The following is a 25,998-nucleotide window of genomic DNA, read 5'->3' as shown; positions in this document are numbered from 1 at the left end:
CGCATGACTAGAATTTATTTCAATGACGTAGTGACAAGGGATGGCTTTCAGATTGAGCCAAGTTTTATCCCGACAGAAGATAAAGTTCGACTCATTGATGAGTTGAGTCAATGCGGTTTTGCCAAGATTGAGGTGACCTCATTCACCTCACCTAAGGCGATACCGATGCTCCGGGACGCTGAGGAAGTCATGGGAAAAATCCAGCGAGTTCCCGGGGTTGAATACACAGCCTTAGTGCCTAACTTGCGTGGAGCTGAGCGTGCTTTTGAGCCTCGTGCAGATGAATTTAATCTAGTAATGTCGACTTCAGAGACGCATAACCTTGCCAATCTTCGGATGACAAGGGAAAAGAGTTTTTCAGGGTTGGCAGAAGTTATCAAATATGTTGATGGAAGGACGCCTATTAATGTTTCTTTATTTACCTGTTTTGGTTGTCCTATGGAGGGAGAGGTGCCGGAAAATGTAGTGGGGGAGTTTGCTAAGCGCTTTGCTGATCTTGGGGTTCGAGGCTTAACGATTTGCGACACAACTGGTATGGCGAATCCTAAACAGGTGGCGAAAATGTCAGAGGCTTTACAAAAGCGATTTCCGAACCTACAACTTACGATGCATTTTCATAACACCAGAGGAATGGGGCTTGCCAATGTATTAGCAGCAGCGCAATCTGGCATTACGCGTTTTGATGGATCGCTTGGAGGTTTAGGTGGATGCCCATACGCTCCCGGAGCCAGTGGAAATATTTCCAGCGAAGATGCAATTTATATGCTGGATGCCATGGGGTATGACACTGGTATTGATATCCCAAGGTTAATTCATTTAGCGAGGGAGTTGCCTTTGATTGTTGGACACCCTGTGCCAGGTCAAGTTGCTAAAGCTGGAAGCGCTTGTGACCTGCATCCAGCCCCAGATTATGTTGACCAATTGCGTTAGAAAATCAGATTGGACGATATATGATTGATCATCTCGACCACTTGGTATTAACGACAGCAAATGAAGCTGCATGCGTTGACTTCTACACTCGCGTGCTGGGGATGAAGTTAGAGTCCTTTATTGGGGGAACACCACCTGTTGAGCATAAGGCATTTAAGTTTGGCACTCAGAAAATTAATTTGCATATCAAGGGTAAAGAGTTCGAGCCTAAAGCGAATTTTCCAACACCAGGATCCCAGGATCTTTGCTTTATCGCAGACCGTCCATTAACAGCAGTGATTTCACAATTGAATAAAGGGGGATGGCCAATTATTGAGGGCCCCATTATCAGAACAGGCGCAACTTCAAAAATCAATTCTGTCTATGTACGCGGCCCCAATCTCAATTTAATTGAGATCAGCGAAATCTATCCCGGCTAAGGATTGATTAGACTCTACTTCGGGTCTTTGATATAGCTTTTGGATTCTTGCTGATGGGTTTAGAAGATTCTTTCTTGGCTTTAATTGGAATTTTTTTAGCGGCTCGATGAATCGGTACTGCACCCATCTTCTTGGCAGGAGATGCAATCGAGCGGGAGGGGGTTGCTCCTGACCAGCTGGGCTCTGCAATAGAGTTAAATGCAGCGCGTAATTTCTCGCCCCACAATTGATGAATCATCTGGAAGTAGGGGTTGGATTCGTCCATCGTAACCAGCTTGCTAACTTGCAATGAGTTCTTTTCGTAAACCATGAGGTCTAGCGGCAGGCCAACAGAGATATTACTGTTGAGTGTCGAATCCATTGAGATGAGGGCGCACTTGGTCGCTAGATTGAGTGGAGTATCAAAGCTAATGACCCTGTCTAAGATTGGCTTGCCATATTTAGACTCACCAATCTGGAAGTAACAAGTTTCAGGTGTAGCCTCAATAAAGTTGCCGGCTGAATAGATGTTAAAAAGTCGTGGACGCTCACCCTTAATCTGTTCACCAAAGATCAGATTGCAATTGAAATCAATACCTGCTTTTTCCAGTGCTTTGTGATCCCGGTCGTAAACCTGCTTGATGGCATCCCCAATGACAACGGCTGCATCGTGAGTGCTCTCTACATTCCACAGATTCTTCCCATTCAGAAGTTGGCCTTGTAATAGGATTTCTTTCACAGCCTGAGTTATTGCAAGATTGCCAGCGCTCATGAGGGTGAAAAAGCGATCTTTATCCTTCTGGAATAAAGACATCTTTCTAAAGGTGCCGATCTGATCAACGCCCGCATTAGTGCGGGTATCTGACAAAAACACCAAGCCATCCTTTAGGCAAAGCCCAACGCAATGCGTCATCCTGCAACCCCTTTAATTATTTCTCTGGATTATCTCTTACTTGGCTTGGGTAATCGAGATGCTGGCGCTTAACTCTTCGCCACCTCCGCCAGAGCGAACTCCTTTGACAGGTGCTGCCGAGTAGTAGTCCCTGCCAATCGCTAGGCGAACATGACGTGCATCGGTAAAGCAGGCATTGGTGATATCAATACTGGTCCATAGGCCTTTATCAATGTCGGTGCAGAAATCAATCCAAGCATGGCTTGCGAGGTTAGGTGCATCTTTGGTAAAGAAATAGCCGCTGACATAACGTGCCGGAATGCCTGAGGCACGACACAGACCTAGCATGATGTGCGCATGATCTTGGCAAACCCCGGATTCATGGCAAAGGATTGCGCAGCAGTGGTTGCAAAATTAGTTTGCCCTGGTGAGTACAGAATAGACTCTTGTACTGAGGCGGCTAAGGCTAAAACCTGATCAATTGAGTTTTTCTTGGGAAGGGAGGCTGCAAAATACTCCAGCATCTCTGCTGTAGGCTCAGTCAAATTTGTTTGTTGAAGTAGGTGGTAAGGAGAGACAGCTTTCGCTTCGTCCGTAAATTCAAAAGCATCTTGCGTATGCACTTCGCCTTCAGCCTCAATCATCATGGAGGTGTATGCATTCTCTTGCACAAAAACACTGTACAAGTTTCCAAAAGCATCCAGCGAAGTGCTTGCCTTAATGGGGGTGCTGACTTTCCACTTATCAATTGTTTGGCTGGCTACATCGGGTGGCGTGAGTCGCAGCTCTTGAATAGAGTAGCGGACCGGTGTTTCATAGCGGTATTCTGTGCGGTGACGAATCTTCAGGTGCATGGCGATCTTTAAGCTACAGCTAATGGAATAAGGTATGCATTACTGAATTCATCAGCAATATGATTAATGCGCTCTAAGAATTCTTCAATAAACTCCTCTAAGCCCTGCGAGAAGACCTCATCAATATCGGAGTAGTCCAGGCTTGCCTTGAGCTTACCCAGGAGGCGTTCAATTTCTTTGGATTGCTGGTTCTTCATCTCTGCAATCAGAGGAATAAGCTCATTGACGCAGCACACTAATGAGCGTGGCATCTGCTTATTAAAAATCAAGAGTTGAGCTCCTTGCTTGGGAGTCACTTGATCAGAGTAGATTTGACGATAGATCTCAAAAGCAGAAACTGAGCGAAGTAGAGCGGCCCAGTGATAAAAATCAAAGAAGTTGCCATCGGCCCCATCAATCACTTCAGAGACATCACCGTCAACTGACTTATTTTTTTATTGGATCGCAATCCCTTAAGCACTGCTTGACCTTCATATTTAGTTTCTAAAATACGTGCGGTGTTATCAGCCCTTTCTAGTAGTGTACCAACATTCATAAAGTAGAAGGCTTCATTCTTGAGCATGGTGCCATGCATAACGCCTCTAAATAGATGGCAACGATGCTTTACCCATTCTAGTAATCTGTTGGGGTCAGCTTGATTGCGGGCCTCAAGAATGCGTTGCAACTCTAACCAAGTCGTGTTTTGAGTTTCCCATGCTTCAGAGGTAATCTTGCCTCGTATAACGCGAGCATTCTCACGAGCAGCAAACAAGCAAGACACGATGCTGGAAGGATTGCTAGTTTCATAGATCATGAAATCTAAGACATTCTCACGAGTGACTACATCGTATTTCATCAAGAACGATTCTTCGAGCTTCGAGATGGTGAGTAACTTCTTCCAGCTTTGTTCTAAAAATTCTGCAGGCTGCGGGAGTAGGGAGGTTTGGTGATTCACGTCCAACATGCGAGCAGTATTTTCTGCGCGTTCTGTGTAGCGGGCCATCCAGTAAAGGCAATCAGCGGTACGACTCAACATAGTTACTTATCCCTTTTATTCTTCTAGAACCCAGGTGTCTTTAGTGCCGCCACCCTGCGAGGAGTTCACGACTAAAGAACCTTCTTTGAGCGCAACGCGAGTAGGGCTGCCCGGAACCATCTTGATTGTTTTCCCGGATAAAACAAATGGTCGTAAATCAATATGGCGGGGTGCAACGCCAGACTCAACAAAGGTTGGGCACGTAGAGAGTGCGAGTGTTGGTTGGGCAATATATCTATCTGGATTGGCAATCAGATGACCGCGGAACTCTTCTATCTCTGCTTTGGAGGATGCTGGTCCAACCAACATGCCATAGCCGCCAGCACCGTGCGTTAGCTTTACTACCAGCTTGTCCAAATTGGCTAAGGTGTAGGCGAGATCATCTGGCTTACGACATTGGAAGGTCGGTACATTATTCAGAATCGGTTTCTCACCCAAATAGAACTCAATCATGTCTGGTACATAAGGGTAGATGGACTTGTCATCGGCAATGCCAGTACCAATCGCATTGGCCAATGTCACATTGCCTGTGCGATGTGCAGAGAGTAATCCAGCAACTCCCAATGTGGAATCGGAGCGGAATGCGAGCGGATCTAAGAAATCATCATCAACGCGGCGATAAATCACATCCACACGCTCGGGGCCTTGAGTAGTGCGCATAAACACTTGCTCGTTCTTCACAAATAAATCTTTGCCTTCAACCAACTCAACGCCCATTTGCTGGGCAAGGTAGCTATGCTCAAAATAGGCAGAGTTATACATGCCTGGTGTAAGTGCTACGACATTGGGTTTTTTTGACATCATCCGGTTTAACGGACTTCAGACACTCCAGTAGAAAATCGGGGTAGTGCTCGACGGGCGCAACTCGATATTTCTGAAACAGATCAGGGAAGAGGCGCATCATCATCTTGCGGTCTTCAACCATATAAGAGACGCCGGATGGAACGCGTAAGTTATCTTCTAGAACGTAGAACTCGCCTTCGCCAGCGCGCACGATATCGATTCCAGCGATCTGGGCGTAGATATCTCGCGGCACACTAACGTTACGCATCTCCGGACGATATTGCGCGTTGTTATAAATTTGCTCGGCTGGAATGATCCCCGCTTTGATAATTTCTTCTTCGTGATAGACGTCATAAATAAACCGATTGAGCGCTTTTCCGCTGGCGTCGAGCATTTCGTCAAAAGGCAATTTCATAGTTACAAACTAATGCCTTCGGGGTTAACTGCTATGGTGGGAATGTGGTAGTTTGGTGCTCTATGCACTTTATTGGTGCATTAATGGATAAGAAGCCTACTCCAGGTCTTAGGCGTTGAGGTCGCCTCTGGCAATTCGCCCTTTTTGGACTTCCCATTCACGCTCTTTAGTTGCTGCGCGTTTGTCGTGCTGTTTCTTGCCTCGAGCCAGCCCGATTTCACACTTTACATTTCCTTTGGAGAAATGCAGATTTAGTGGGACGAGGGTGTAGCCCTTTTGCTCCACTTTACCGATAAGCTTTTTAATCTCAATGGCATTGAGCAAGAGTTTTCGGGTGCGGGTACTGTCAGGAACGATGTGAGTAGAGGCTGATAGCAGGGGGGTGATGTGACAGCCGATCAGGAATAGCTCCGCCCGACGGATGACAACATACGCTTCTTTAATGTGGACTCGACCGGCGCGGATGGCTTTTACTTCCCAGCCTTTCAGAACCAGTCCTGCCTCGAACCGTTCCTCGATAAAATAATCGAAGAAGGCTTTTTTGTTATCGACGATACTCATGTTTATTTAGCTTCTCAAGATCGATTATGGCAGACGTCTACAAGACCGTTTTAATTGGCCAATCAGTCGACCGCATGTATGGCTTGGTAACTGACGTTGCACGCTACCCAGAGTTCTTACCCTGGTGCGGCGGCGTGGAAATTTTTGAGCAAACCGAGACTGTTTTGGATGCCAAAATCAATATTCACTTTAAGGGTATTGATCAATACTTTCATACTCGAAACATCAATCACCGTCCTGAAACCATCGATATGGTCTTTGTAGATGGCCCATTCAAGCATTTTTCTGGGCAATGGAACTTTATTCCCCTCAAGGAGGATGCCTGTAAGGTGGAATTCAAGCTCCATTGGGAGTTTAAGAGCGTCATCCTCGATAAGATCATTGGACATGTGTTTGGCCATATAGCCGGTACCTTTGTGGATTGCTTCGTCAAGCGGGCTGAAGACCTTGATAGTAAGTAAGTCTATGGAAATTTTGATTTGCGATGCGCGCCTAGGTGAACCCAAATTAAAGCCCTTCACACTTCATTTATCGCCCCCAGAGGCTCCCACAGTGGGCCTAGCCTTAGTGAAAGCCGGAATCGCTCAAGGCTCTGATGATCCTGTCTTAGCTAGAAAAGGCTGTTTTGGTGTCTTTGGCAAGCGCAAGGACTGGGATAGCCCTATTTATGACAGCGATCGTCTTGAGCTGTATTCACCTCTTCTGGTCGACCCTAAGGCTGTCCGCCGTAAAAAGGCTAACCAGAACCAGAATGCCAAATTCCAAGCTGCCGCAGCTAAAAGAAAGGCTAGGAGGCTATAATCTTTTTTTGCGACTAGGGGTTTTGCATGCGACTCATTCAAAAAGCACTCACTTTTGACGATGTGCTCCTTGTACCGGCTTATTCTTCGGTACTCCCTCGAGATGCCAGCTTGGCAAGTAAGTTAACTCGAGATATTTCACTCAATACACCATTGGTGTCCGCTGCGATGGATACCGTCACTGAAGGTCGTTTGGCTATTGCCATGGCCAGTGAAGGTGGTATTGGTATTGTTCACAAAAATCTCAAGCCTGCTGAACAGGCTAGGGAAGTGGCCAAGGTCAAGCGTTACGAATCCGGTATTTTGCGTGATCCTATTACGGTAGGTCCCGATGCTACGCTTCGTCAAGTGATCCAACTTTCTCGTGAGCATGGTTTCTCTGGATTCCCAGTGTTAACTGGTAAAGAGGTAGTGGGAATTATTACTAACCGCGACTTGCGCTTCGAAGAAGACTTAGATGCGCCAGTAAAAACGAAGATGACTCCACGTGAGCGCTTGATTACGGTTAAAGAAGGTTGCTCACTAGAAGAAGCGAAGCGCTTAATGAGTCAGCATCGCTTAGAGCGCGTGCTGGTAGTCAACGACAAGTTTGAATTGCGCGGCCTCATCACTGTTAAAGATATTCTGAAAGCTACTGAGCATCCAAATGCTTGCAAAGATAGCGAAGGTAAATTGCGCGTTGGTGCAGCTGTTGGCGTAGGTCCTGACAACGATGAGCGAATTGAACTTTTAGTTCGTGCAGGCGTTGATGTGATTGTGGTTGATACTGCTCACGGACATAGCCAAGGTGTTTTAGATCGCGTCAAATGGGTTAAGAAAAATTACCCTCACGTGCAAGTCATTGGCGGAAACATTGCTACTGGCGATGCCGCTAAAGCATTAGCTGATCATGGTGCTGATGGCGTTAAGGTGGGTATTGGCCCAGGCTCCATTTGCACAACCCGAATTGTTGCGGGTGTAGGTGTTCCTCAAATTAGCGCGATTGTGAATGTGGCTGCCGCACTCAAGGGTACAGGCATTCCTTTAATTGCTGACGGCGGTGTACGTTACTCTGGAGATGTTGCAAAAGCCTTAGCTGCTGGCGCAAGCTCCGTCATGATGGGCGGTATGTTTGCTGGTACTGAAGAAGCTCCAGGTGAAGTGTTCTTGTATCAGGGTCGTTCATACAAGAGCTATCGCGGCATGGGTTCTTTAGGTGCAATGGCTGATGGTTCTGCAGATCGTTACTTCCAAAGTGATATCAGCGCAGCCAACGCCGAGAAGCTGGTGCCTGAGGGTATTGAAGGTCAAGTGCCTTACAAGGGTAGCGCCCTTGCTATCTTGCATCAACTGACTGGTGGCATCCGTTCTTCAATGGGCTACTTGGGTTGCAAGACGATTGATGAGCTTCATGAAAAAGCGAATTTTGTGGAAATCACTTCAGCGGGTGTGCGTGAGTCACACGTTCATGATGTGAAGATCACGAAGGAAGCCCCGAATTACCACATTGATTAAGAAGTAAAAGCAGGCTGAATTTAAGGTGATCCTTTCGTGCACGACAAAATACTGATTCTCGACTTTGGTTCACAAGTCACCCAATTAATTGCCAGGCGCGTGCGTGATGCGCGTGTCTATTCTGAAATCCATCCCTACGATTGTGATCCAGAATTTATTCGTCAGTTCATTCAAGAGCAGGGTGGTAAAGGAATCATTCTTTCAGGTGGGCCAAGCTCTGTTACTGAAGACGGAAGTCCTCGGGCACCACAAATCGTTTTTGAATTAGGCGTTCCTGTTCTTGGTATTTGCTATGGCATGCAAACTATGGCAACCCAACTTGGTGGTGCAGTTGCTTCTGCCGAGTCTTTAGGTAAGGCACGCGAGTTTGGTTACTCCGAAGTGCGTGCCCATGGGCACACCAATTTACTTAAAGGCATACAAGACTTTTCCACTAGTGAAGGCCACGGCATTCTCAAAGTGTGGATGAGCCACGGCGATTCAGTAACGACCATGCCACCAGCATTTAAGTTAATGGCTTCAACAGAGTCTTGTCCGATTGCGGGCATGGCTGATGAAGAGCGCCGTTTCTATGCATTCCAGTTCCATCCAGAAGTAACTCACACCTTACAAGGCGAGGCTATTTTGAGTCGCTTTGTCCATGAGATCTGTCAGTGTAAACCAGATTGGGTGATGGGTGACTACATTAGCGAAGCAGTTGAGCATATTCGCAAACAAGTTGGTGATGAAGAAGTTATTCTTGGCTTATCTGGTGGCGTCGACTCTAGCGTAGCGGCTGCATTAATCCATCGTGCGATTGGTGAGCAACTCACCTGCGTATTTGTTGATCATGGTTTGCTTCGCTTAAACGAAGGCGACATGGTGATGGAAATGTTTGCTCGTAATCTCGGCGTCAAAGTGATTCGAGTAGATGCTAAAGATAAATTTATGTTTGAGCTTGCCGGGGTTTCGGATCCAGAAGCTAAGCGCAAAATTATTGGTAAAGAATTCGTTGAGATCTTTCAAACTGAGTCTGGCAAGATTCAAAATGCCAAGTGGCTTGCTCAGGGAACTATTTATCCAGACATGATTGAGTCTGCTGGTAAAGGTAAGAAGGGCGCGCATACGATTAAGAGTCATCACAATGTGGGTGGTCTGCCTGAAGATATGCACCTCAAGCTGCTTGAGCCATTGCGTGAGCTATTTAAAGATGAAGTGCGTGAACTCGGCGTTGCATTAGGGCTGCCACGTGAGATGGTGTATCGCCATCCATTTCCTGGGCCTGGTCTTGGCGTGCGTATCTTAGGTGAAGTCAAAGCAGAGTTTGCTAGCCTCTTGCAGCGTGCAGATGCGATCTTTATTGAAGAGCTGCGTAATACGATTGATGAAGCAAGCCAAAAATCTTGGTATGACCTCACTAGTCAAGCCTTTGCGGTGTTCTTGCCAGTGAAATCTGTTGGCGTTATGGGTGATGGCAGAACCTATGAATACGTTGTTGCGCTCAGAGCAGTGCAAACACAAGACTTTATGACGGCACACTGGGCTCACTTGCCTCATGATTTGCTAGGCAAGGCATCTAATCGCATTATTAACGAAGTGCGCGGCATCAATCGCGTGGTCTACGACATTAGCGGAAAACCTCCGGCAACTATTGAGTGGGAATAGGCGACTTAAGCTTGCCTTTGCCCATACCTATGCTTGAGTTACGGGAATCTGCCCTCGCAATACTGGCAAATACCGATGTGCAGTCTAAGGTTAGTCAGTTAGCTAATTTGTTTGCTGAGCATGAGGCCAGACGCATTTCTATAAACCCTTCCAGCATCTTGGATAGTCAAGAGATTGAACTTCCTGGACGACCTACCAAGCCTGATTTAGTTGCACCTAAGTTTGTTCCTAAAAGAAAAATGGATACAGTTGAAGGCAGAGCCATTCTTTGGCATTCCTTGGCGCATATTGAATTTAATGCCATGAATTTAGCCTTAGATGCTATTTGGAGATTTCCAAATATGCCTCAGGGGCTTATTACGAAGATTGGCTTAGGGTCGCAAAAGAAGAGGCCTACCATTTTGGTTTGATTGATGTCCATTTACGGTCTTTTGGATTTAGTTATGGGGATTTCCCAGCTCACAATAGTTTGTGGGAGATGGTTGAAAGAACATCAGATTCAGTGATTGCGCGGATGGCCTTGGTTCCCAGAACAATGGAGGCAAGAGGTCTTGATGCGGTTCCAGAGATTCGGGATCGGTTTAAACAAATAAAAGATGAGCGTGCTGTAGAAATCCTGAAAATCATTCTCCATGATGAGATTGGGCATGTGCTTGTTGGCAATCGCTGGTTTAACTTCTTGTGTGCCAATGACAACTTATCCCCAATTGCAACTTATCGAGAGTTGGCCGAGAAATATCGCGCACCCACTTTGAGGGGGCCATTTAATTTTGATGCGCGTGAGCAAGCTGGCTTTACTTCTGAGGAGTTGGAGTTACTGGAATCCCTTGGCGAGAAACGGACCCAGGCGGCATGAAGATCCTCAGTCTCATTCCGCCGATGACGCAGCTTAATACGCCGTACCCATCAACCAGCCTATCTCACTGGCTTTCTGCGCTCACGAGGTTTCGATGCAGTTCAAGAGGACTTAGCATTAGCCTTGGTCCTGGGTTTTTTTACTTCATCTGGTTTGCAAGAAATTAAAGGGCAAGCATTACAGCTTCCTGAAGAAAAGCGTAGTGCGAGCGTCAACTTCTTCCTGGATTACTTTGCGGATTATCAAAGCACTATTTCTCTAGCGATTGCATTTTTGCAAGGGCGTGACAGCACTCTAGCCCATCGCATCAACGGCCGTGCTCTTCTGCCTGAGGGCCCCCGATTTGCATCCCTAGATGCTTATGATGAAGAAGAGGGCGGGGATTCTTTGGTGTGGGCATTTGGTGCACTGGGTTCTCAAGATCGGGCGCGTCATCTAGCCACTCTTTACCTCAATGATTTATCCGATGTCCTGCGTGATGCGGTAGATGAGCGCTTTGAGTTTGTTCGCTATGCGGAATCTTTGGCGGGTAGTCAGCCCACGTTTACGCCATTAGCAGATGCTCTAGCGGCAAGCCCAACATTGATGGATTTGCATTTGCAATATTTAACAAAGTCCTCGATCGAAAAGCATCAACCTGGCTTGGTATTGCTCTCGGTACCATTCCCTGGGGCAATGTACGCCGCATTAAGAATCGCCCAAACCATCAAACAGCATTACCCTGATATCAATATTGGTCTGGGCGGCGGTTACGTCAATACTGAGTTACGTGAGCTGACCGATCCACGTATATTTGATTTTGTTGATTTCATCACTCTTGACTCGGGTGAGAGACCATTACTTGCCCTGATTGAGCATTTGAATGGCAAACGTTCAGCTGAAAGACTCGTGCGTACGTTTATCCGAACTGCTGGTCACGAGGTTCGCTATATCAATTGGCAGGAGCCAGATATTCCTTTTGAGGATGTCGGAACTGCTACTTGGGATGGCTTGCCGCTCAATTCTTATTTATCTTTACTGGATATGTTCAACCCCATGCATCGCCTATGGAGTGATGGTCGCTGGAATAAGCTTACCGTTGCCCATGGTTGCTATTGGAAAAAATGTAGCTTTTGTGATGTGGGCCTGGATTACATCTCTCGTTATGAAACTGCTTCTGCAAGCCTTTTAGTTGATCGCATTGAAGCTATCGTTGCAGAGACTGGTCAGACGGGATTTCATTTTGTAGATGAGGCGGCGCCACCTAAGGTTCTGAAAGCCCTTGCTGAGGAATTGATACGTCGCAAGGTGGTGATCTCCTGGTGGGGCAATATCCGCTTCGAAAAGACCTTTACGTCTGAATTATGTGAGTTGTTGGCGCAAAGCGGGTGCATTGCTATGTCCGGCGGTCTTGAGGTTGCCTCCGACAGACTTCTCGAGCTGATGAAAAAAGGTGTTTCAGTCGAGCAGGTTGCCTAAGTCACCAAAGGCTTCTCAGACGCTGGAATTCTAGTGCATGCTTATCTCATGTATGGTTTCCCAACACAAACCGTCCAAGAGTCAGTTGACTCACTGGAATACGTTCGTCAGCTTTTTGAAAATGGCTGCATCCAGAGTGGCTTCTTCCATCGATTTACTTGTACGGTGCACTCTCCTGTGGGGCTTGACCCAGCAGCCTATGGAATTGAACTTATTCCATTACCCCCCCCATTAGCTTTGCTAAGAATGATGTTGCCTTTATCGACCCCACTGGAGTCGATCACGATCTTCTTGGTGTTGGTCTCAAAAAGGCAATTTACAACTTTATGCATGGCGTGGGCTTTGAGCAAGATGCTCATAAGTGGTTTGAAATGTCAGGCATTCCAAAGGCCTCGGTAGCACGCAATAAAATAGCCAAAGCTCTCCAGCATGTATAAACTTTATTCATTCAACTCATTTATTTAAATTACCGTGGGTAGCAATATGAATTTATCTCGTCGAACTTTTATCGTGTCAGCCGCGTTGGCTCCAGTCGCTTGTGGTGGACTTTCTTATGAGCATGGCATTCCTGTAGCTCAACCAAAGCCGCTGCCAGTAGTTCGTCCTCCACAAATTGGACAAGAGTGGACCTATATCAAGAAGAATGTTTTTGATGGCAAAACCCTAGATGTGATTACTGAGCGCATTTCTAATATTGGCTCCACGATTGTGATTGATCGCATGACTGCGGATGGCGCACGCTTGCCTAGTGAAATTCAGACTTCATGGGGAATGGTTGCTACAGATACACAGTGGTCGCGCTTGCTCAACTTCAGTCCATCTTTGCCACTTTGGCCTGAGCAGCTATCGGCTACCTGGGCAAAGCAGTTCAATACTAAGTACAGCATTGCTGGTTACTCAGACTCGCGAATGAACTGGCAAGAATATATGAGCGTGCAGGGTTGGGAAAAAATAACCGTGCCTGCTGGAGAGTTTGTAGCACTGCGTTTTCAAACTCTGATTAATTATGAGAATGAAGATCCTAATAAGGTAGATTGCATTCGCAAAGAAACAGTTTGGTTTGCCCCGCAAATTGGCTGCTGGGTTGCGCGCGAGGCTTCTGGCTCCTATCAAATCGAGGGGCAAATTGGCCCAGTGATTTTAGAGGGCAGCTATCAATGGCAACTCAGCTCTTACAAATAAGCACTATGCGAAGATTTCTTGTATTGCTATTACCAGCTTTATTAGCGGCATGTATATCTGGTCAGCCGTATCCAACTTCAACACCTTTACCTCAACCCATTAACACTCCGAAGGTGCGGGCGCCACAAGTGGGGCAGCAGTGGGTCTACAACGTGCGCAATGTCTTTAACCAAGAGTTGGTAGACATTGTTACTGAGCGAGTAGTTTCTGTTGGGCCCCAAGTTCGGATTGAGCGCAGCGGGCTAAAGGCAGGGCCGCTTCCTGATGAAATCCAGCAGCCTTGGGTTATGTTTTACAGGATCCGCACTGGAATCCTCCTCAAAAGTTTTTGAAGCCACTCCCCTTATGGCCTGAGCAACTCGTTCCAGGGTGGTCTGGTTTCTATCGCGACCGCTATCAAGTCGTGGGCTATCCAGATGGCGACTATTACTGGGGATTAAATATAACGGCACTTCAGTGGGAGGGTGTTAGCGTGCCCGCGGGACAATTTCCGGTCTTAAAGTATCAAAACGAGATGTCTTATTTTGAGAGTAATGATATTTTTCGGGTTGCCAACTATCGCTAAGAGGATGTTTGGTTTGCCCCAGAAGTCGGCAGATGGGTTATTCGACGTGGCTATGGACGCTATTTATGGGCTGGTATGTTTTGGAATAACGCTCTCTGGGAAGATTACTTGGAGTGGGAGCTTGTGTCCTGGAAGTAGGCAAAGCGCTTAAAATCAGCATATAGCTATGTATACAGTCAAAGAACTCTTTCCAACCCTTCAGGGTGAGGGCGCCCATGCAGGTCGTGCAGCCGTATTTTGTCGCTTTGCTGGCTGCAATCTCTGGAGCGGTCGTGAAGAAGATCGCGCAACAGCAGTGTGCCAATTTTGCGATACCGACTTTGTTGGAAGTGATGGGGTCGGTGGCGGGAAGTTTGAAACCGCCATTCAATTGGCCGATACTATAGAGGATATCTGGAGTAGTACTTCGGCAGGACCACAGCAGCGTTATGCTGTCTTTACTGGTGGCGAGCCATTGTTACAACTCGACACTGCTTTAATCGATGCTTTACATGCCAAGGGCTTTACTGTTGCCATTGAGACCAACGGCACGATCAAGGCTCCTAAAGGCGTTGATTGGGTATGTGTCAGTCCTAAGGCTGGCTCTGAGCTGATTGTTTTGCAAGCCGATGAAATTAAGCTGGTGATTCCTCAGCAGGGTCATGTTGCTATTGAGACCTTATTGGCTCGATTTGAGAAGATGGATTACCGCAATCGCTTCTTGCAGGCCATGGATGGTCCAAACCTCCAAGAAAACCTCGCACTGGCAGTTCGCCTCTGTCAAAAGCGACCTTTGTGGCGTTTGAGTGTTCAGACCCATAAAATGATCGGTATTCGATAGTAGCGTTATCAAGCAATATTTAAGTATTTAGAAAAGCAATCATGACCAACAAGCAAGAAGCCATCTCCATTACCCGTAGACTTGAGTTTGACTCGGGTCATCGCATTCCAAATCATGATGGACAGTGCCGTCATTTGCATGGCTATCGCTATGCCATTGAAGTCACGCTGACTGGTGTGATCGCGGATCATCCAGGCAAGGCAGATGATGGCATGGTCTTAGATTTTGGAGATATCAAGCGCCTCACTAATCAATACGTAGTAGAGCCTTGAGATCATGCTTTTTTGGTCGCCAAAGAAGATGCTGGATTAGTAGATTATTTAAATTCCATTCCGAATCACAAGACGGTAGTTATGGAACATGTGCCTACTGTTGAGAACTTAGCTAGTGCAGCCTTTAGAGTATTGCAGCCCGTATTCGAAAAAGCCTTTGATGGCCGACTCAAGCTGGCATCCATCCGTCTTTATGAAACCCCCAATTGTTGGGCTGACGTTTCTCACTCATAAGAAGTAATATGCAAGCAGAGCTTGATCGCCAATTTATGCAGCAAGCTTTGGATCAAGCTAAGCTGGCTGCGCTTGCTGGCGAAGTGCCAGTCGGCGCTGTATTAGTGCGAGATGGTCAGGTTATCTCAACTGGTTTTAACCAACCAATTACCAATAGCGATCCTAGCGCTCATGCCGAGATGATGGCCTTGCGCGCCGCAGCCCACGGTGAATCTAATTACCGGTTACCAGGCACCACTCTGTATGTCACGTTAGAGCCTTGTACTATGTGTGCTGGAGCGATGCTTCATGCTCGGGTTGATCGTGTTGTATTTGGTGCAACTGATTCTAAAACGGGTGCTGCAGGAAGCGTGCTCAATGTATTCTCAGAAAAGCAGATTAACCACCAGACAGAAGTTGAAGGTGGCATCATGGGTGAAGAGTGTGGTCAGATACTGCGGGATTTTTTTAAGGAGCGGCGTTGAAGCAAATTCATTTAATTGCTCCTTCAGGGGCTAGTTTAGATACTCGCAGTCCATTACTGGGAATCGAGTGGCTGAAGAAGCAGGGTATTGAAGTCCTTAATACAAATTGCGTCAACCGAGTTGAGCAACGTTTTGCTGGCGCCGATGCTGAGCGTTTAGCTGAAATCAATCAACTCGCCAATCTTTCTCCCGAGATTGCTGTTATTGCTATGCGTGGTGGATATGGTTTACATCGCCTGCTTCCAGATATTCAGTGGGATACGATTGCCAAAGCTATCGAGAGTGGTCTGCAGATTTGCGGACATAGTGATTTCACAGTCTTCCAATTGGGTTTATTGGCAAAGACTGGCGCAGTCACTTTAGCAGGCCCCATGCTCAATTTTGATTTTGCTTGTCAGGGTGAGCAGGGAGCTACCCCCAATGTATTGATGTGGACGCATTTCCTACAAGCCATTTATGAGCGTAAATTAGATTGCACTATTCAGGCTAAACAAGATTTCTTGAGACAGCCTGAAGCCGGTCAAGCTTCAGGAATGCTTTGGGGTGGCAACTTAACAGTGCTGGCGGGTCTAGTAGGAACACCATACTTGCCAAGCAAAGAGCAAACCCAAGGCGGCATTTTGTTTCTAGAGGATGTTAATGAGCACCCCTATCGAATTGAGCGCATGTTGATGCAATTATTGGATGCGGGCATATTGAGCAATCAAAGCGCCATTCTCTTGGGCGGATTCTCGGCATACCGTCTTTACGATAATGACCGTGGTTACACCCTGGACAGTGCCATTGAGGCTATTCGTAAACGTCTTCCTGACAATATCCCGATATTGACCGGTTTACCTTTTGGGCATCAAGCTGAAAAACTGACTTTGCCAGTCAGTGCACAAGCACACATTCAATACGATAGCTCGGGCTTTACTATTCAGGCTCAGTGGTAGTTATTTCAAATTAAAGATATCTCCTTGCGAGTTTTAGTATTTCTCACCAGCATATTGATTGCGAGCGCTGCAATGGCAACCGAAGAACCAAAATACACTCTTCTCGAGAAATCTGAGCCATTTGAATTACGTGCCTATGCACCTCAGATTGTGGCGGAGGTTAGGGTAGGGGGTGATTTGGATGCCGCATCTAATCAAGGATTTCGCTTAATTGCCGCCTATATCTTTGGAAAAAATCAGGTATCTGAAAAAATTGACATGACAACTCCTGTTGGCATTGAGTCTGCCGATCAAAATAAGAGCGCCAAGATTGAGATGACTGCTCCCGTAGGAATTGAGAGCAGCAAGTCTTCTGAAAATGCAGGCAATCAATGGACGGTATCGTTTGTCATGCCTGCAGAGTACACCTTAGCTAGCTTGCCAAAACCATTAGATCCGCAAGTCAAAATAAGAGAGTTGCCCGCAGAAAAAAGCAGTAATTACTTTTTCTGGCTTTTATAACGAAGAGAAGGTCAAAGAAAAAACTCAAGCACTGCGAGACTGGATGCAGACCAAGAATTTAAAGCCAAGAGGTGAGCCGCAGTTTGCACGCTACAACCCGCCTTGGACTTTACCCTTTATGCGTCGCAATGAAGTGATGATTCAAATCCAGGAGTAAGACCTTGAGGTTTAAGACTTAAGCCTCAAAACTCTTCAATACAAATCCAGCGCCACCATCTTGCCCCAGCGCTTTAACCAGAATGGGCAGACTTTCAGCCAATTGTTTTTCTAGGGTCCATGGTGGGTTGATGATGAACATGCCACTAGCCTGAAGTCGACGTTCTTTAGGCGCATTCTCAACCCGCAACTCAACATGCAACCAAGAGCGTTTATGGGCTGCTGCAATCTTTTTCATATGATCGGGTAGGGCTGCTGATTCTCGTCTAGAGAGACATGGATACCAGATTGCATAACATCCAGTGGCGAAGCGTTGTAGCGCTTCCTCCATCGCCGTTTCGAGATAACGGTAGTCTTGCTTATCCTCGTAAGAGGGGTCAATCAAAACAAGTCCACGCCTACTAGGTGGCGGCATCAATCCTTTTAATCTTGCAAAACTATCCTCTGCATAGATATCAATTTGCTTTGATTGCTTAAGCTCGCTGATATTGTGACGCAAGACATCAATTTCTTTGGGATGCAACTCAAAAAGCTTCAGGCGGTCTTGCGTTCTCAGTAATCGCGCCAAAATAAATGGGGAGCCTGGATAGACTGAGATCTCATCTCCAGCATTCTCAGCCCGAATGCACTCGAGATAATTGGCAATGCCTGAACTTAAGGGATTAGTCTCTGCAAATTGAGCTAAGCGAAAAATACCTTGATCTGCCTCTTTGCTGACTGTTGCAAAGCCATCGATTAGGCTGTAGATACCAGCGCCAGCATGGGTGTCGACAATGGTCAGGGCGCCTGGTTTTTCTTGTAGATATTCCACCAAATGAATCATCACAAGATGTTTTAGGATATCGGCATGACTACCCGCATGAAAGGCATGGCGATAACTAAACATCTTTAGATAGCCCTAGGTTTTTGCGCTTTAATAAATAAAGCTAAAGTAATGCTGATTAATGCTACGCAAGCGTATTGCAAAGATTGATTGAGCTCTGAGTCTAGAGTTTGGGTCAGAAATACATAGATTGTTGCGAGCCCACCAAAGGCAAGTAAGCGTGGCCCGATCTGATTGGCGGCCAGTTTCGCCTCTGGAATTAATCTGGCCAGCCCCGCCCCAAGCATTCCAGACCATATTCCAATAGCGCAACCCGCTAAGACATCGGTGAGCCAGTGAGCGCCCATCGCATTTCGAGAGATGCCAGCAAAGCCAGCAATGATAAAAATCCACCACAAAGAAGTTCTGTTATTTCGATCGCTGGCAAAGTAGATTCCAGAAACAACTGCAAAAGCAGTAATTGTGTGACCAGATGGCATTGCCCTATGCAGTAAAGGCTCGCCTATGCGATAAAAATCTTCTAAAGCTAAGACGCCTGCGGGGCGAGGAAGGGCTAAAAAAGGTTTGATGATTTGACTAAAAGCACCGCCAATTAGAGATGCTAATAGTCCAGCGCAGAGTAATCGAGGCGCTAACAGTAAGAGAGGGAAGCACAAAGCAAAAATACCCCAGCCATTGCCAATAAAGGTAAGCCAAGACCATAGGGTGTCAGGCAGAACCTGGGTATAGCGATTAACAAATAAAAAAGTCGGAGTTTGCAGCTCACCAAAGTAAATGGCAATTGCCAGGCCAAGCGGTAGAATTGGAATGCACCAAACCCAAATGGATGCGATGGCAAAAATTGATTTGCGCTGCTCAACCATTCGAATTAGCGTGCTCGCTCTTGATCAGCTTCATTGAGCTGATGGACCATTTTTTCTACTACTTGAGCTACAGTAATTGCTTGCATGCACACGTTGTCATGGCATGGTGTCTTGCGATGATTGGCGGCACTGACGCAGGGTGAGCACGCTAGGTTGGCCGTGATTGCAATTGACTTGCCAACAGAGCCATAGAGCGCTGGAGTTTCTGGTCCAAACAGGACGACTGTGCGCAGCGGAGTAACCGCAGAGAAATGGCCAGGCCCGGAATCATTGGTCACCATCACATCTGACAGTGTGTAGAGCGGTGGCAGTTCTGCGAAGCTCACCTGGCCGGCAAAGTTCAATGCATTTTTAACATTAGCAACTGCGCGTACTTTTTCAACATACTCAAATTCAGAAGGGGAGCCGGTGATCAAAATGAGATCATTGGGATAAAGCTGATTTAAGGCTTGAATAAGCTCAGAAAAGCGCTGTTGTGCCCAGCGTCTTTGTGGCAATAAATCGCTGGCATTGGGATTAACCAAAATGAGGCGTTGCTCACCTTGCTTAAATTGAATGCCAAAAGTCTCGCAGAGCTTCTCAATACGCTCGCGAACACTACTCAATACGACTGGATCAATTACTGCTTGCTCTAAATGGACCTCTGAGTCTGCAATATGTATTTTGCTGAACGGCACTTCATTCTCTTTAGAAAATGCAGCATGAATCAGAGAGAGAAAATTCTTGGTAATGTGGATATGTGGGTTGTAATGAACTTTTCGAGTCAGCATAAATCCACGCCACAAGCCTTCACCATGAAAGATGTGATAACCCACGCGACGTCGAGCACCACAAAGGCCGGTAAGTAGTGCAGTAAAGCGAGAGAACAACTCTAAATCAATCACGGTATCAATACGATGCTTGCGGGGCACTAGTAAAAATTTGAGCGTGTCTTTAATTAATCCGCCTAAGCTCGAAGAGTCAATCGTAAAAATATTCTCTGGTTTGACGGTATTTAGTAATGTGAGGCTGGCACGATTGCTTTTAAAGATGAGGAAAAATAATTCAGCGCCACGAGCCTGTGCATTGCGCATGGCTGGGTCAACTAAGATTGCGCTACCCATCTCGGATAACTCAATGAAGAGTAATTTACGCGGCTCACTTGGACCGCGGCTGAATACATTCTTGATGCTATCAATCAGAGCAACTACTGGGCTTGCTACTGCGCAAAGTGGCACACCAACCCAATGGTCAATGGCGCGCATGGTGTTGACGCTAATACTCATAGTCTGGCTCTAAAAAATTACTTCCGTTTTAATAAAAAGTAGGCGCCGGGCAATACCGATAAAACAGTAATGGCGCCGTAGCTAATGGATGCTAATACAGTCATAGATGGGCTAACATCCCACAATGCCAGCACTGAAGAGAGTGTGGCTTCACGCAAGCCCCAGCCTGAGATGCTAATTGGTAGCATCAAGAGGAGGCTGAGTGCAGGCAGGCCAATCATGAGGGCTTCAATGGGGGCATCAACTCCATAGGCCTTGAGGCAGAAGAGTAGTGTCAAGATTGTGAAAGCATGAATGCCAATTGCAAATATCGCTTGAGCGATATTCATGGGCCAAGAAAAAGCGAACTTAATTCCGGGTAGAGCATGGCTCATTTTTAGGCGGTCTAATAATTTTTGTAGCAAGTTGCAGCTCGGACCCCAGGCCAAAACTACAGCAATAAATAAACCAGCAAAAATCATGATGCCAGTGACGGCGTAACCTAAGTCTGTCCCCCAAGCAGCCAAAGTAGCGCCACCCAAAATGAGACCCAGTCCACCCAATAAATTGTTTCCTGCTAAGCCAAGTAGGCGATCGACTAGGACCATCGAAAAACTCAGACGCAATTTAGGAGTTGCATGCTCTAAGTCAACCGAGTGATGAAGCTCCTCATTCAAGTCTTTTTCTTCAGTCAATTTTCCGATGCTGTTTAAATGAGTGGCGGTAATGGCGCGATAGCTGTCACCACCAAGCGTGCTTGGCAATCCCTGATTGATCAGTCCGCCAGCAAAATAGAGGGCTACAAAGTTTGTGAGACTTCCTTGGAACCCGACTTTGCGCATTAAAAATCCCCAGCGCAGTCCACCGCAAATAAACGCTGATAGCATCATCAAAAACGCAGCTAAAAACCACCAAGGCTGTATTCGGATTTCAGAATCTAGTAGGGTATGCCAATCAATTCCACTCGTGGCTTTCCAGAGTAGGGCGACTGACAAAACAACTCGAATGGTAGGCCAAGCTCGTTTGAGGATTGCTTTCCACCCAGATGTGGCTTTTGGGGTGGCTTGGGGTTGTGAACTCATAGGCATAAGGATAATGCCTATGGCTCCTAAGGTCTTGAATTTGGGGAATTAACGTGCCGTACCAGCGTCCTGCCAGTTGCGGCAAAGACTATAGTCAAATTTAGATAAAGCCTGCCCAAATCGGATGATTTCTAGGCTGTCCAGGGGTTCGCAGAGCTCAAAGGCGAGATTTCCGCCAACAGGCGGCTTAAAAGTCATGCCCGACCAATTGATTAGTAAGACGTTCGCACCAGTTGGTAATTGCCCAAACCAGAGGTCAAATTGATCCTGTCGCTGGTCCAATACAAAGACCGGTACTGGTTGAGCATACCAAGCGGCGCGACTACCCAATGTCCAGTTTTGTACTGCAATACCGTTTGCTTTAGTAGCTTGGGCCAATTGAGCCGCTTTTTCGCCTGCAATCTTCCATCCGTAGAGGTCAGCAATTGGATTGGACTTTAGGGCTGCCGTATTCATGCCTCCCGATAAAACGTAGCCAAAACCTATTAGGCAAATGAGCAGTTGTCCAATAAACAAGATGCGGATTGCCATGCGATGTTGCATGGCCCCTGCCTTTGCTAGCCCAATACCGGCAAATGGTGCTAAACAAAACCAGGCAGGTGTAGTCCAGTGGGGGAGACTGCCACCTCCAGAAAGTGAAGCAAAAATCATGAAAGGGATCATGAAGAAGCTCAGCAAAGCATAGATAACGAGCTTCTGGGAGTGAAGGCAATGCTTAATAAATGTATAGCCGCCTAGAAGTAATAGTGGTCCAAAGCAGGCAATCTGAATGCCAATGAAGGCGCCAACTCTACGCCATGCCCAAGTACCACCGCTGCCATGGGCAATTTGATATTTGAATGAGATCCAATCATTGATCCAGTTCCAATACAGCACTGGGCTAATCACAATTAAGGCAACTGCCGCCGCTATCCAGAAGCCTGCTTTAGTAATCCAGGGTTTCTTTGGTAAGGACAGGAAAACAAAGAGCAGGGCAAATGCAGTAAATGCGGCGGTGTACTTACTCAGACCCGCTAGCCCTAGTATCAAACCAGTAATTATCCAATCAGAAACAGAGAAGCAATCCTTTCGGATCCAGCGTAAAGCCATCAACATTAAACCCAGACCTAAGGGGGTAAGCAGGGTGTCTGGCAAAAGACCAATTGCTAAAACATGAGGGAGTGGAGCCGCAATGATTGTTAAAACAGCCATCAATCCACATAGATTGGCAGAAGGTAGGGCGGTGGTTAGGTAACCCGCATTACGTCCTTGCATGAGGTGATGAATTTCTAAGGTAACTTGATATACCAAGAAAGCAGAAAGCGCCCAAAGCAACTCGGGAATCAGACGAATGATTCCCTCAGATGAAGTCAGAGCCACTAGTGGCCACTGGATCCAGCCAACTAATGGCGGATGATCAAAGTAACTCCAGGCGAGATGCTTTGCGTATAAAGCGTAATGAGCTTCATCAACAGAGAACTCAATCGAGAAGCCGAGGGCAAAGTGCACCACTGCAGCAATACAGATGCTGATAGCGGCCCAGCTTGAGGGTGATTGATGGCGCATCACGCAATTTTAGACTTAGCATCCCATTCTTTGGGACAATTCAAGGAATGCGTACAAAAAACGGCTTTCTATCCCTAACGCTTCTTGCAGTAGTAGCCATCTCTTTGGGTAGTTGCGCGGGCTTCACTGGGAATTCAATTGAGAATGAGGCAGGCCAAGCATTTAATGCCGATCAGTTGCCAGCTCAAGAGGATTTACCAAAATTTTCTGCGGAGAAGCCGAAAGATGGGATGCCAAATGGGTGGCATTTTTATCGCATAGCACCATATAAAAAGAACACGATTTACAGGTTGGAGAATTATCAGGGTCGTACGGTGCTTGCTGCTAACTCCAAAACATCAGCATCTGGTCTTGCGGTAAAGCTTCGGCCACGTTCAGCGCAAAACCTATGGTTGCAGTGGGAGTGGAAGGCGGTAGGAGCAATTCCTCAAGCAGACAATGCGGAAAGCCAAAATGATGATGCACCACTACGTATTTTGGTGGCCTTTGATGGTAATAAATCCAAGCTCCCTTTAAGAGAGAAGCTCACCTTTGAGATGGCTAACTTGATTAGCGGTCAAGAAATGCCATACGCCACCGTGATGTATATCCGGTCAGTCAAGAATCCAGTCAATACGGTTTTGAATAACGCTCACACCTCTCGCGTGAAGATGATTGTGGTCGACTCTGGCTGGAATGGCTTGGGGGAGTGGAGCAAGCATGAGCGAGACTTGGCTGCAGACTACAAGTTAGCCTATGGTGAGGCGCCAGGCAATGTCATTGGTATCGCACTTCTGACTGATACTGATAACACCAAGTCAGAAACCCGCGCCCTCTACGGCGATATTGAATTAGTTCGTAAGAATCTCAAATAACTTCAGATTGCATAGGGCGCCAACGCTTGAGTAGTAGGGCATTGCTCAAGACGCAGAAGCTGGAGAGTGCCATGGCACTACCAGCCAGCATGGGTGATAAATAACCCAAAGCTGCCATCGGTATACCAATCGTATTAAATGCAAACGCCCAAAATAAATTTTGACGAATCTTGTCCCAAGTTTTTTGGAGATATCAATCGCAGCTGCTACTAGTGTTGGATCTCCGCGCATGAGAGTAATTCCAGCTGCCTGCATTGCCACATCAGTTCCGGTTGACATCGCCATACCCACATCTGCCATAGCCAATGCCGGCGCATCATTCACGCCATCACCGAACATCGACACGAAATGTTTTTTGTCTTCAGAAGTATTCTGCAGATCTCGAATGATTTCAGCTTTATTGCTTGGCATGATTTGGGCAAAGACTTCATCGATGCCAATGTTTTTTCCTACGCGGTTTGCAGCTGCTAAGTTATCACCAGAGAGCATCACCGTCCGAATATGCAACGCATGAAGTGCAGCGACTGCTGATTTCGCATTGGGCTTGAGCTCATCACCAAACACAATCATTGCAATTGGCTTTGACGCTTCCCTATCCTGGCTTCCCACACTCATCAAAACGGAAACAGTTTGACCCTGCTCAAAACAGACCTGAGCCTTTTGCAAAACGATATCGTGTTGCAGACTTCCTTCAAGTGAGGCTACGCTTTGTAGACGAAGCGTTTGATCTACAAAGGGGCCGGAGCTTGGCACACCTTCAATCCCAATACCAGGCAGGGCTTTACTTGATGCTGTAGCAACTGGTGTGACACCTTTTTCTTTGGATGCATCCAGCAGTGCTTTAGCCAAAGGATGTTCACTTCCTAACCGTAAGCCTGCAGCTGTAGCGAGAATGCCTTCAGTATCGGCAGATGATTGATCAAAAGGGAGTAGGGCTAGCATGCGTGGCTTGCCAATAGTGAGTGTCCCGGTCTTATCAAATGCGACGATATTGAGTTTGTGCGCCAGCTCCAATACTTGAGGATCCTTAATCAAAATGCCAAAGCGTGCGGCGATACCAGTGCCCGCCATGATCGCAGCTGGAGTAGCAAGTCCAAGTGCGCAAGGGCAGGCAATTACAAGGACGGCGACAGCCCGCAAGATTGCGATCGATACGGAGTCAAAGTAGAGCCAGTTCCCAATACCAGTAATCAGCGCAAGAATAATCACAGTGGGTACAAAGATAGCGCTTACCTGATCAACTAACTTTTGAATAGGCGCTTTTTGTGTTTGAGCTTCCTCTACTAAATTAATAATTTGCGAGAGTACGCTTTCAATGCCAACTGCTTGCGCTTTTACTACGAGTACGCCTTCACCATTTAAGGCGCCACCAATGACTTTCGAGCCAACTAATTTTTTAATTGGCTCGCTTTCACCAGTGAGTAGGGATTCATCGACATGGCTAGACCCAGAAATAATCACACCATCAACTGGGATGCGTTCACCGGGAAGTATTAATATCCGATCCCCTGGCAGCACTTGATCAAAGGGTAAGTCACGGCGTTGATCCTCGCCTACACCTGTATTGCCATGGAGCTCAACATCCGCGTTTAAAACTTTCGCATGCTCAGGCCAAAGTTTTTGCAGGGCGCGAATCGCTTCACTAGTTTGTTGCTTGGCACGTGACTCTAGCCATTTGCCTAATAAGACCATGCAAATAATGACCGCAGATCCCTCAAAGTAGAGTTCATGCGCATGGTTTGAGGTGAGTAAGAGGTACAGGCTAAGTCCATAGGCGGCACTGGTGCCTAGGGCAACCAGTAAGTCCATATTGCCGGCACCAGCCATCAAAGATTTATAGCCTGCCACGTAGAAGCGCCATCCTAGAATGAATTGCACTGGTGTAGCCAGAGCTAGCTGCCACCAGCCTGATAAAGACCAGTGAATGCCAAAAGGCATGAAGAACATGGGTAAGAAGAGTGGGGCGGAAAGTAGGAAGCTCAGAATCACCCGACCTAAACCATCATCAGCCCAAAAGGACTTGCTAGCCTTCTTGTCTAAATTGCCTCGTGTAGAGCTTTCTTTGGCCTCATAACCCGTCTTTTTAACAAGTGCGATGATGTCTGCGAGGGTGGAGGAGCCGCGTTTTACCCGTATTCTGGCCTGTTCAGTGGCTAAATTGACAGTAGCTGCCTCAACCCCAGGAATCTTGTCCAAAGCCTTTTCTACACGACCAACGCAAGAGGCGCAGGTCATCCCGCCTATATCTAGGGTATAAAACTCTGAATTGCTCGTTTCTGTAGAGTGCATGTAGAAGATAATCTACCGTAAGGTGAAAAAAGCCATCAACAACCGTATTTTGACAGTTTTTAAGGGGTA

Annotated in this window: 23 protein-coding genes and 6 pseudogenes; 17 read left to right on the top strand and 12 right to left on the bottom strand. The window is 46.8% G+C overall.

What is annotated here, in order from left to right; genetic code table 11:
- Positions 1-3 precede the first annotated feature (3 nt).
- Both DXE44_RS05910 and DXE44_RS05905 read left to right on the top strand, forming a co-directional pair.
- Positions 4-930 (top strand): hydroxymethylglutaryl-CoA lyase, encoded by a 927-nt coding sequence (locus DXE44_RS05910; protein WP_114653432.1) that lies wholly within the window; start codon positions 4-6, stop codon positions 928-930.
- A gap of 20 nt (positions 931-950) precedes the next feature.
- The gene (locus DXE44_RS05905; RefSeq protein ID WP_114653430.1) at positions 951-1,349 is read left to right on the top strand and encodes a VOC family protein; all 399 of its coding nucleotides are present in this window, start codon (positions 951-953) and stop codon (positions 1,347-1,349) included.
- Between the two features lie 7 nt (positions 1,350-1,356).
- On the opposite strand, the gene DXE44_RS05900 is transcribed toward DXE44_RS05905, so the two are convergent.
- The 6 genes and pseudogenes from DXE44_RS05900 to smpB form a co-directional block, all read right to left on the bottom strand.
- A complete protein-coding gene (locus DXE44_RS05900) occupies positions 1,357-2,241 on the bottom strand; it encodes a peptidase (RefSeq protein WP_114653428.1) in 885 nt (294 codons plus the stop codon).
- 36 nt (positions 2,242-2,277) lie between these two features.
- A complete protein-coding gene (locus DXE44_RS10375; protein ID WP_197712920.1) occupies positions 2,278-2,568 on the bottom strand; it encodes a transglutaminase-like domain-containing protein in 291 nt (96 codons plus the stop codon).
- Entirely contained in the window at positions 2,562-3,074 is a 513-nt protein-coding gene (locus tag DXE44_RS10370; RefSeq protein ID WP_197712854.1) for a transglutaminase N-terminal domain-containing protein, read from the bottom strand. The genes DXE44_RS10375 and DXE44_RS10370 overlap by 7 nt, the downstream gene beginning before the upstream one ends.
- A gap of 8 nt (positions 3,075-3,082) precedes the next feature.
- Positions 3,083-4,089, bottom strand: a pseudogene (locus DXE44_RS05890) (alpha-E domain-containing protein).
- Positions 4,090-4,104: 15 nt separating this feature from the next.
- Positions 4,105-5,245, bottom strand: a pseudogene (locus DXE44_RS05885) (circularly permuted type 2 ATP-grasp protein); the annotation flags it as partial.
- A 150-nt stretch (positions 5,246-5,395) separates the two neighbouring features.
- Positions 5,396-5,848 (bottom strand): SsrA-binding protein SmpB, encoded by a 453-nt coding sequence (gene smpB, locus DXE44_RS05880; RefSeq protein WP_114653426.1) that lies wholly within the window; start codon positions 5,846-5,848, stop codon positions 5,396-5,398.
- A gap of 26 nt (positions 5,849-5,874) precedes the next feature.
- Here smpB and DXE44_RS05875 point away from each other — a divergent pair, with 26 nt between their 5' ends.
- From DXE44_RS05875 to DXE44_RS05815, 14 genes and pseudogenes are all read left to right on the top strand, one after another.
- Positions 5,875-6,309: a type II toxin-antitoxin system RatA family toxin gene (locus DXE44_RS05875; RefSeq protein ID WP_114653424.1), complete on the top strand. Its 435-nt coding sequence runs from the start codon at positions 5,875-5,877 to the stop codon at positions 6,307-6,309.
- A 4-nt stretch (positions 6,310-6,313) separates the two neighbouring features.
- The gene (locus DXE44_RS05870) at positions 6,314-6,649 is read left to right on the top strand and encodes an RnfH family protein (RefSeq protein ID WP_114654371.1); all 336 of its coding nucleotides are present in this window, start codon (positions 6,314-6,316) and stop codon (positions 6,647-6,649) included.
- Between the two features lie 26 nt (positions 6,650-6,675).
- Positions 6,676-8,142, top strand: coding sequence for an IMP dehydrogenase (gene guaB / locus DXE44_RS05865; RefSeq protein WP_114653422.1), 1,467 nt, complete (start codon positions 6,676-6,678; stop codon positions 8,140-8,142).
- A gap of 36 nt (positions 8,143-8,178) precedes the next feature.
- Complete coding sequence (gene guaA, locus DXE44_RS05860) at positions 8,179-9,786, top strand: glutamine-hydrolyzing GMP synthase (RefSeq protein WP_114653420.1); 1,608 nt, start codon at positions 8,179-8,181, stop codon at positions 9,784-9,786.
- A gap of 29 nt (positions 9,787-9,815) precedes the next feature.
- A pseudogene (locus tag DXE44_RS05855) lies at positions 9,816-10,642 on the top strand (ferritin-like domain-containing protein).
- Positions 10,639-12,537: pseudogene (locus DXE44_RS05850) on the top strand (B12-binding domain-containing radical SAM protein). Before DXE44_RS05855 ends, DXE44_RS05850 begins: the two co-directional pseudogenes overlap by 4 nt.
- Positions 12,538-12,583: 46 nt before the next feature.
- Positions 12,584-13,282, top strand: coding sequence for a hypothetical protein (locus DXE44_RS05845; protein ID WP_114653418.1), 699 nt, complete (start codon positions 12,584-12,586; stop codon positions 13,280-13,282).
- Positions 13,283-13,287: 5 nt separating this feature from the next.
- Positions 13,288-13,614, top strand: coding sequence for a hypothetical protein (locus DXE44_RS10365; protein WP_197712853.1), 327 nt, complete (start codon positions 13,288-13,290; stop codon positions 13,612-13,614).
- A complete protein-coding gene (locus tag DXE44_RS10360; RefSeq protein ID WP_197712852.1) occupies positions 13,611-13,847 on the top strand; it encodes a hypothetical protein in 237 nt (78 codons plus the stop codon). The genes DXE44_RS10365 and DXE44_RS10360 overlap by 4 nt, the downstream gene beginning before the upstream one ends.
- 166 nt (positions 13,848-14,013) lie before the next feature.
- Positions 14,014-14,667, top strand: a complete 654-nt coding sequence (gene queE / locus DXE44_RS05835) for a 7-carboxy-7-deazaguanine synthase (protein ID WP_114653416.1) — start codon at positions 14,014-14,016, stop codon at positions 14,665-14,667.
- 41 nt (positions 14,668-14,708) lie between these two features.
- Positions 14,709-15,173, top strand: a pseudogene (locus DXE44_RS05830) (6-pyruvoyl trahydropterin synthase family protein).
- A gap of 8 nt (positions 15,174-15,181) precedes the next feature.
- A complete protein-coding gene (tadA, locus tag DXE44_RS05825; protein WP_114653413.1) occupies positions 15,182-15,637 on the top strand; it encodes a tRNA adenosine(34) deaminase TadA in 456 nt (151 codons plus the stop codon).
- Entirely contained in the window at positions 15,634-16,572 is a 939-nt protein-coding gene (locus tag DXE44_RS05820) for an LD-carboxypeptidase (protein ID WP_114653411.1), read from the top strand. Before tadA ends, DXE44_RS05820 begins: the two co-directional genes overlap by 4 nt.
- 72 nt (positions 16,573-16,644) lie before the next feature.
- Positions 16,645-17,230, top strand: a pseudogene (locus tag DXE44_RS05815) (SOUL family heme-binding protein).
- A gap of 18 nt (positions 17,231-17,248) precedes the next feature.
- Here DXE44_RS05815 and DXE44_RS05810 read toward each other — a convergent pair.
- Genes DXE44_RS05810 through DXE44_RS05790 form a run of 5 tightly spaced genes read right to left on the bottom strand, consistent with a single transcriptional unit; the run spans position 17,249 to position 22,786 of the window.
- Positions 17,249-18,115: a 23S rRNA (adenine(2030)-N(6))-methyltransferase RlmJ gene (locus DXE44_RS05810; protein ID WP_114653409.1), complete on the bottom strand. Its 867-nt coding sequence runs from the start codon at positions 18,113-18,115 to the stop codon at positions 17,249-17,251.
- Positions 18,116-18,117: 2 nt separating this feature from the next.
- Complete coding sequence (locus DXE44_RS05805; protein WP_114653407.1) at positions 18,118-18,915, bottom strand: phosphatase PAP2 family protein; 798 nt, start codon at positions 18,913-18,915, stop codon at positions 18,118-18,120.
- A gap of 5 nt (positions 18,916-18,920) precedes the next feature.
- Positions 18,921-20,180: a glycosyltransferase family 9 protein gene (locus DXE44_RS05800; RefSeq protein ID WP_114653405.1), complete on the bottom strand. Its 1,260-nt coding sequence runs from the start codon at positions 20,178-20,180 to the stop codon at positions 18,921-18,923.
- Between the two features lie 17 nt (positions 20,181-20,197).
- Positions 20,198-21,247: a lysylphosphatidylglycerol synthase transmembrane domain-containing protein gene (locus DXE44_RS05795; protein WP_231970597.1), complete on the bottom strand. Its 1,050-nt coding sequence runs from the start codon at positions 21,245-21,247 to the stop codon at positions 20,198-20,200.
- Between the two features lie 42 nt (positions 21,248-21,289).
- The gene (locus DXE44_RS05790; protein ID WP_114653403.1) at positions 21,290-22,786 is read right to left on the bottom strand and encodes a glycosyltransferase family 39 protein; all 1,497 of its coding nucleotides are present in this window, start codon (positions 22,784-22,786) and stop codon (positions 21,290-21,292) included.
- Positions 22,787-22,833: 47 nt separating this feature from the next.
- Between DXE44_RS05790 and DXE44_RS05785 the strand changes: the two genes are divergently transcribed.
- A complete protein-coding gene (locus tag DXE44_RS05785) occupies positions 22,834-23,640 on the top strand; it encodes a DUF3047 domain-containing protein (RefSeq protein WP_114653401.1) in 807 nt (268 codons plus the stop codon).
- Between the two features lie 45 nt (positions 23,641-23,685).
- Here DXE44_RS05785 and DXE44_RS05780 read toward each other — a convergent pair whose 3' ends face one another.
- On the bottom strand, positions 23,686-25,929 hold the full coding sequence (locus DXE44_RS05780; RefSeq protein ID WP_269460674.1) for a heavy metal translocating P-type ATPase: 2,244 nt from the start codon (positions 25,927-25,929) through the stop codon (positions 23,686-23,688).
- Positions 25,930-25,998: the final 69 nt, after the last annotated feature.

This window comes from Polynucleobacter necessarius, assembly GCF_900095175.1.
Lineage (GTDB): Bacteria > Pseudomonadota > Gammaproteobacteria > Burkholderiales > Burkholderiaceae > Polynucleobacter > Polynucleobacter necessarius_I.
Note: the sequence above shows the minus strand (reverse complement) of the source record. Positions and strands in the feature narration are given on the sequence as shown.

Excerpts from the sequence above, each read along its gene's own strand:
- DXE44_RS05910 (WP_114653432.1), top strand. The coding sequence starts at position 4 with ATGACTAGAATTTATTTCAATGACGTAGTGACAAGGGATGGCTTTCAG.
- DXE44_RS05905 (WP_114653430.1), top strand. The coding sequence starts at position 951 with ATGATTGATCATCTCGACCACTTGGTATTAACGACAGCAAATGAAGCT.
- DXE44_RS05900 (WP_114653428.1), bottom strand. The coding sequence starts at position 2,241 with ATGACGCATTGCGTTGGGCTTTGCCTAAAGGATGGCTTGGTGTTTTTG.
- DXE44_RS10375 (WP_197712920.1), bottom strand. The coding sequence starts at position 2,568 with ATGCTAGGTCTGTGTCGTGCCTCAGGCATTCCGGCACGTTATGTCAGC.
- DXE44_RS10370 (WP_197712854.1), bottom strand. The coding sequence starts at position 3,074 with ATGCACCTGAAGATTCGTCACCGCACAGAATACCGCTATGAAACACCG.
- smpB (WP_114653426.1), bottom strand. The coding sequence starts at position 5,848 with ATGAGTATCGTCGATAACAAAAAAGCCTTCTTCGATTATTTTATCGAG.
- DXE44_RS05875 (WP_114653424.1), top strand. The coding sequence starts at position 5,875 with ATGGCAGACGTCTACAAGACCGTTTTAATTGGCCAATCAGTCGACCGC.
- DXE44_RS05870 (WP_114654371.1), top strand. The coding sequence starts at position 6,314 with ATGGAAATTTTGATTTGCGATGCGCGCCTAGGTGAACCCAAATTAAAG.
- guaB (WP_114653422.1), top strand. The coding sequence starts at position 6,676 with ATGCGACTCATTCAAAAAGCACTCACTTTTGACGATGTGCTCCTTGTA.
- DXE44_RS05845 (WP_114653418.1), top strand. The coding sequence starts at position 12,584 with ATGAATTTATCTCGTCGAACTTTTATCGTGTCAGCCGCGTTGGCTCCA.
- DXE44_RS10365 (WP_197712853.1), top strand. The coding sequence starts at position 13,288 with ATGCGAAGATTTCTTGTATTGCTATTACCAGCTTTATTAGCGGCATGT.
- queE (WP_114653416.1), top strand. The coding sequence starts at position 14,014 with ATGTATACAGTCAAAGAACTCTTTCCAACCCTTCAGGGTGAGGGCGCC.
- tadA (WP_114653413.1), top strand. The coding sequence starts at position 15,182 with ATGCAAGCAGAGCTTGATCGCCAATTTATGCAGCAAGCTTTGGATCAA.
- DXE44_RS05810 (WP_114653409.1), bottom strand. The coding sequence starts at position 18,115 with ATGTTTAGTTATCGCCATGCCTTTCATGCGGGTAGTCATGCCGATATC.
- DXE44_RS05805 (WP_114653407.1), bottom strand. The coding sequence starts at position 18,915 with ATGGTTGAGCAGCGCAAATCAATTTTTGCCATCGCATCCATTTGGGTT.
- DXE44_RS05800 (WP_114653405.1), bottom strand. The coding sequence starts at position 20,180 with ATGAGTATTAGCGTCAACACCATGCGCGCCATTGACCATTGGGTTGGT.
- DXE44_RS05795 (WP_231970597.1), bottom strand. The coding sequence starts at position 21,247 with ATGCCTATGAGTTCACAACCCCAAGCCACCCCAAAAGCCACATCTGGG.
- DXE44_RS05790 (WP_114653403.1), bottom strand. The coding sequence starts at position 22,786 with ATGCGCCATCAATCACCCTCAAGCTGGGCCGCTATCAGCATCTGTATT.
- DXE44_RS05785 (WP_114653401.1), top strand. The coding sequence starts at position 22,834 with ATGCGTACAAAAAACGGCTTTCTATCCCTAACGCTTCTTGCAGTAGTA.
- DXE44_RS05780 (WP_269460674.1), bottom strand. The coding sequence starts at position 25,929 with ATGCACTCTACAGAAACGAGCAATTCAGAGTTTTATACCCTAGATATA.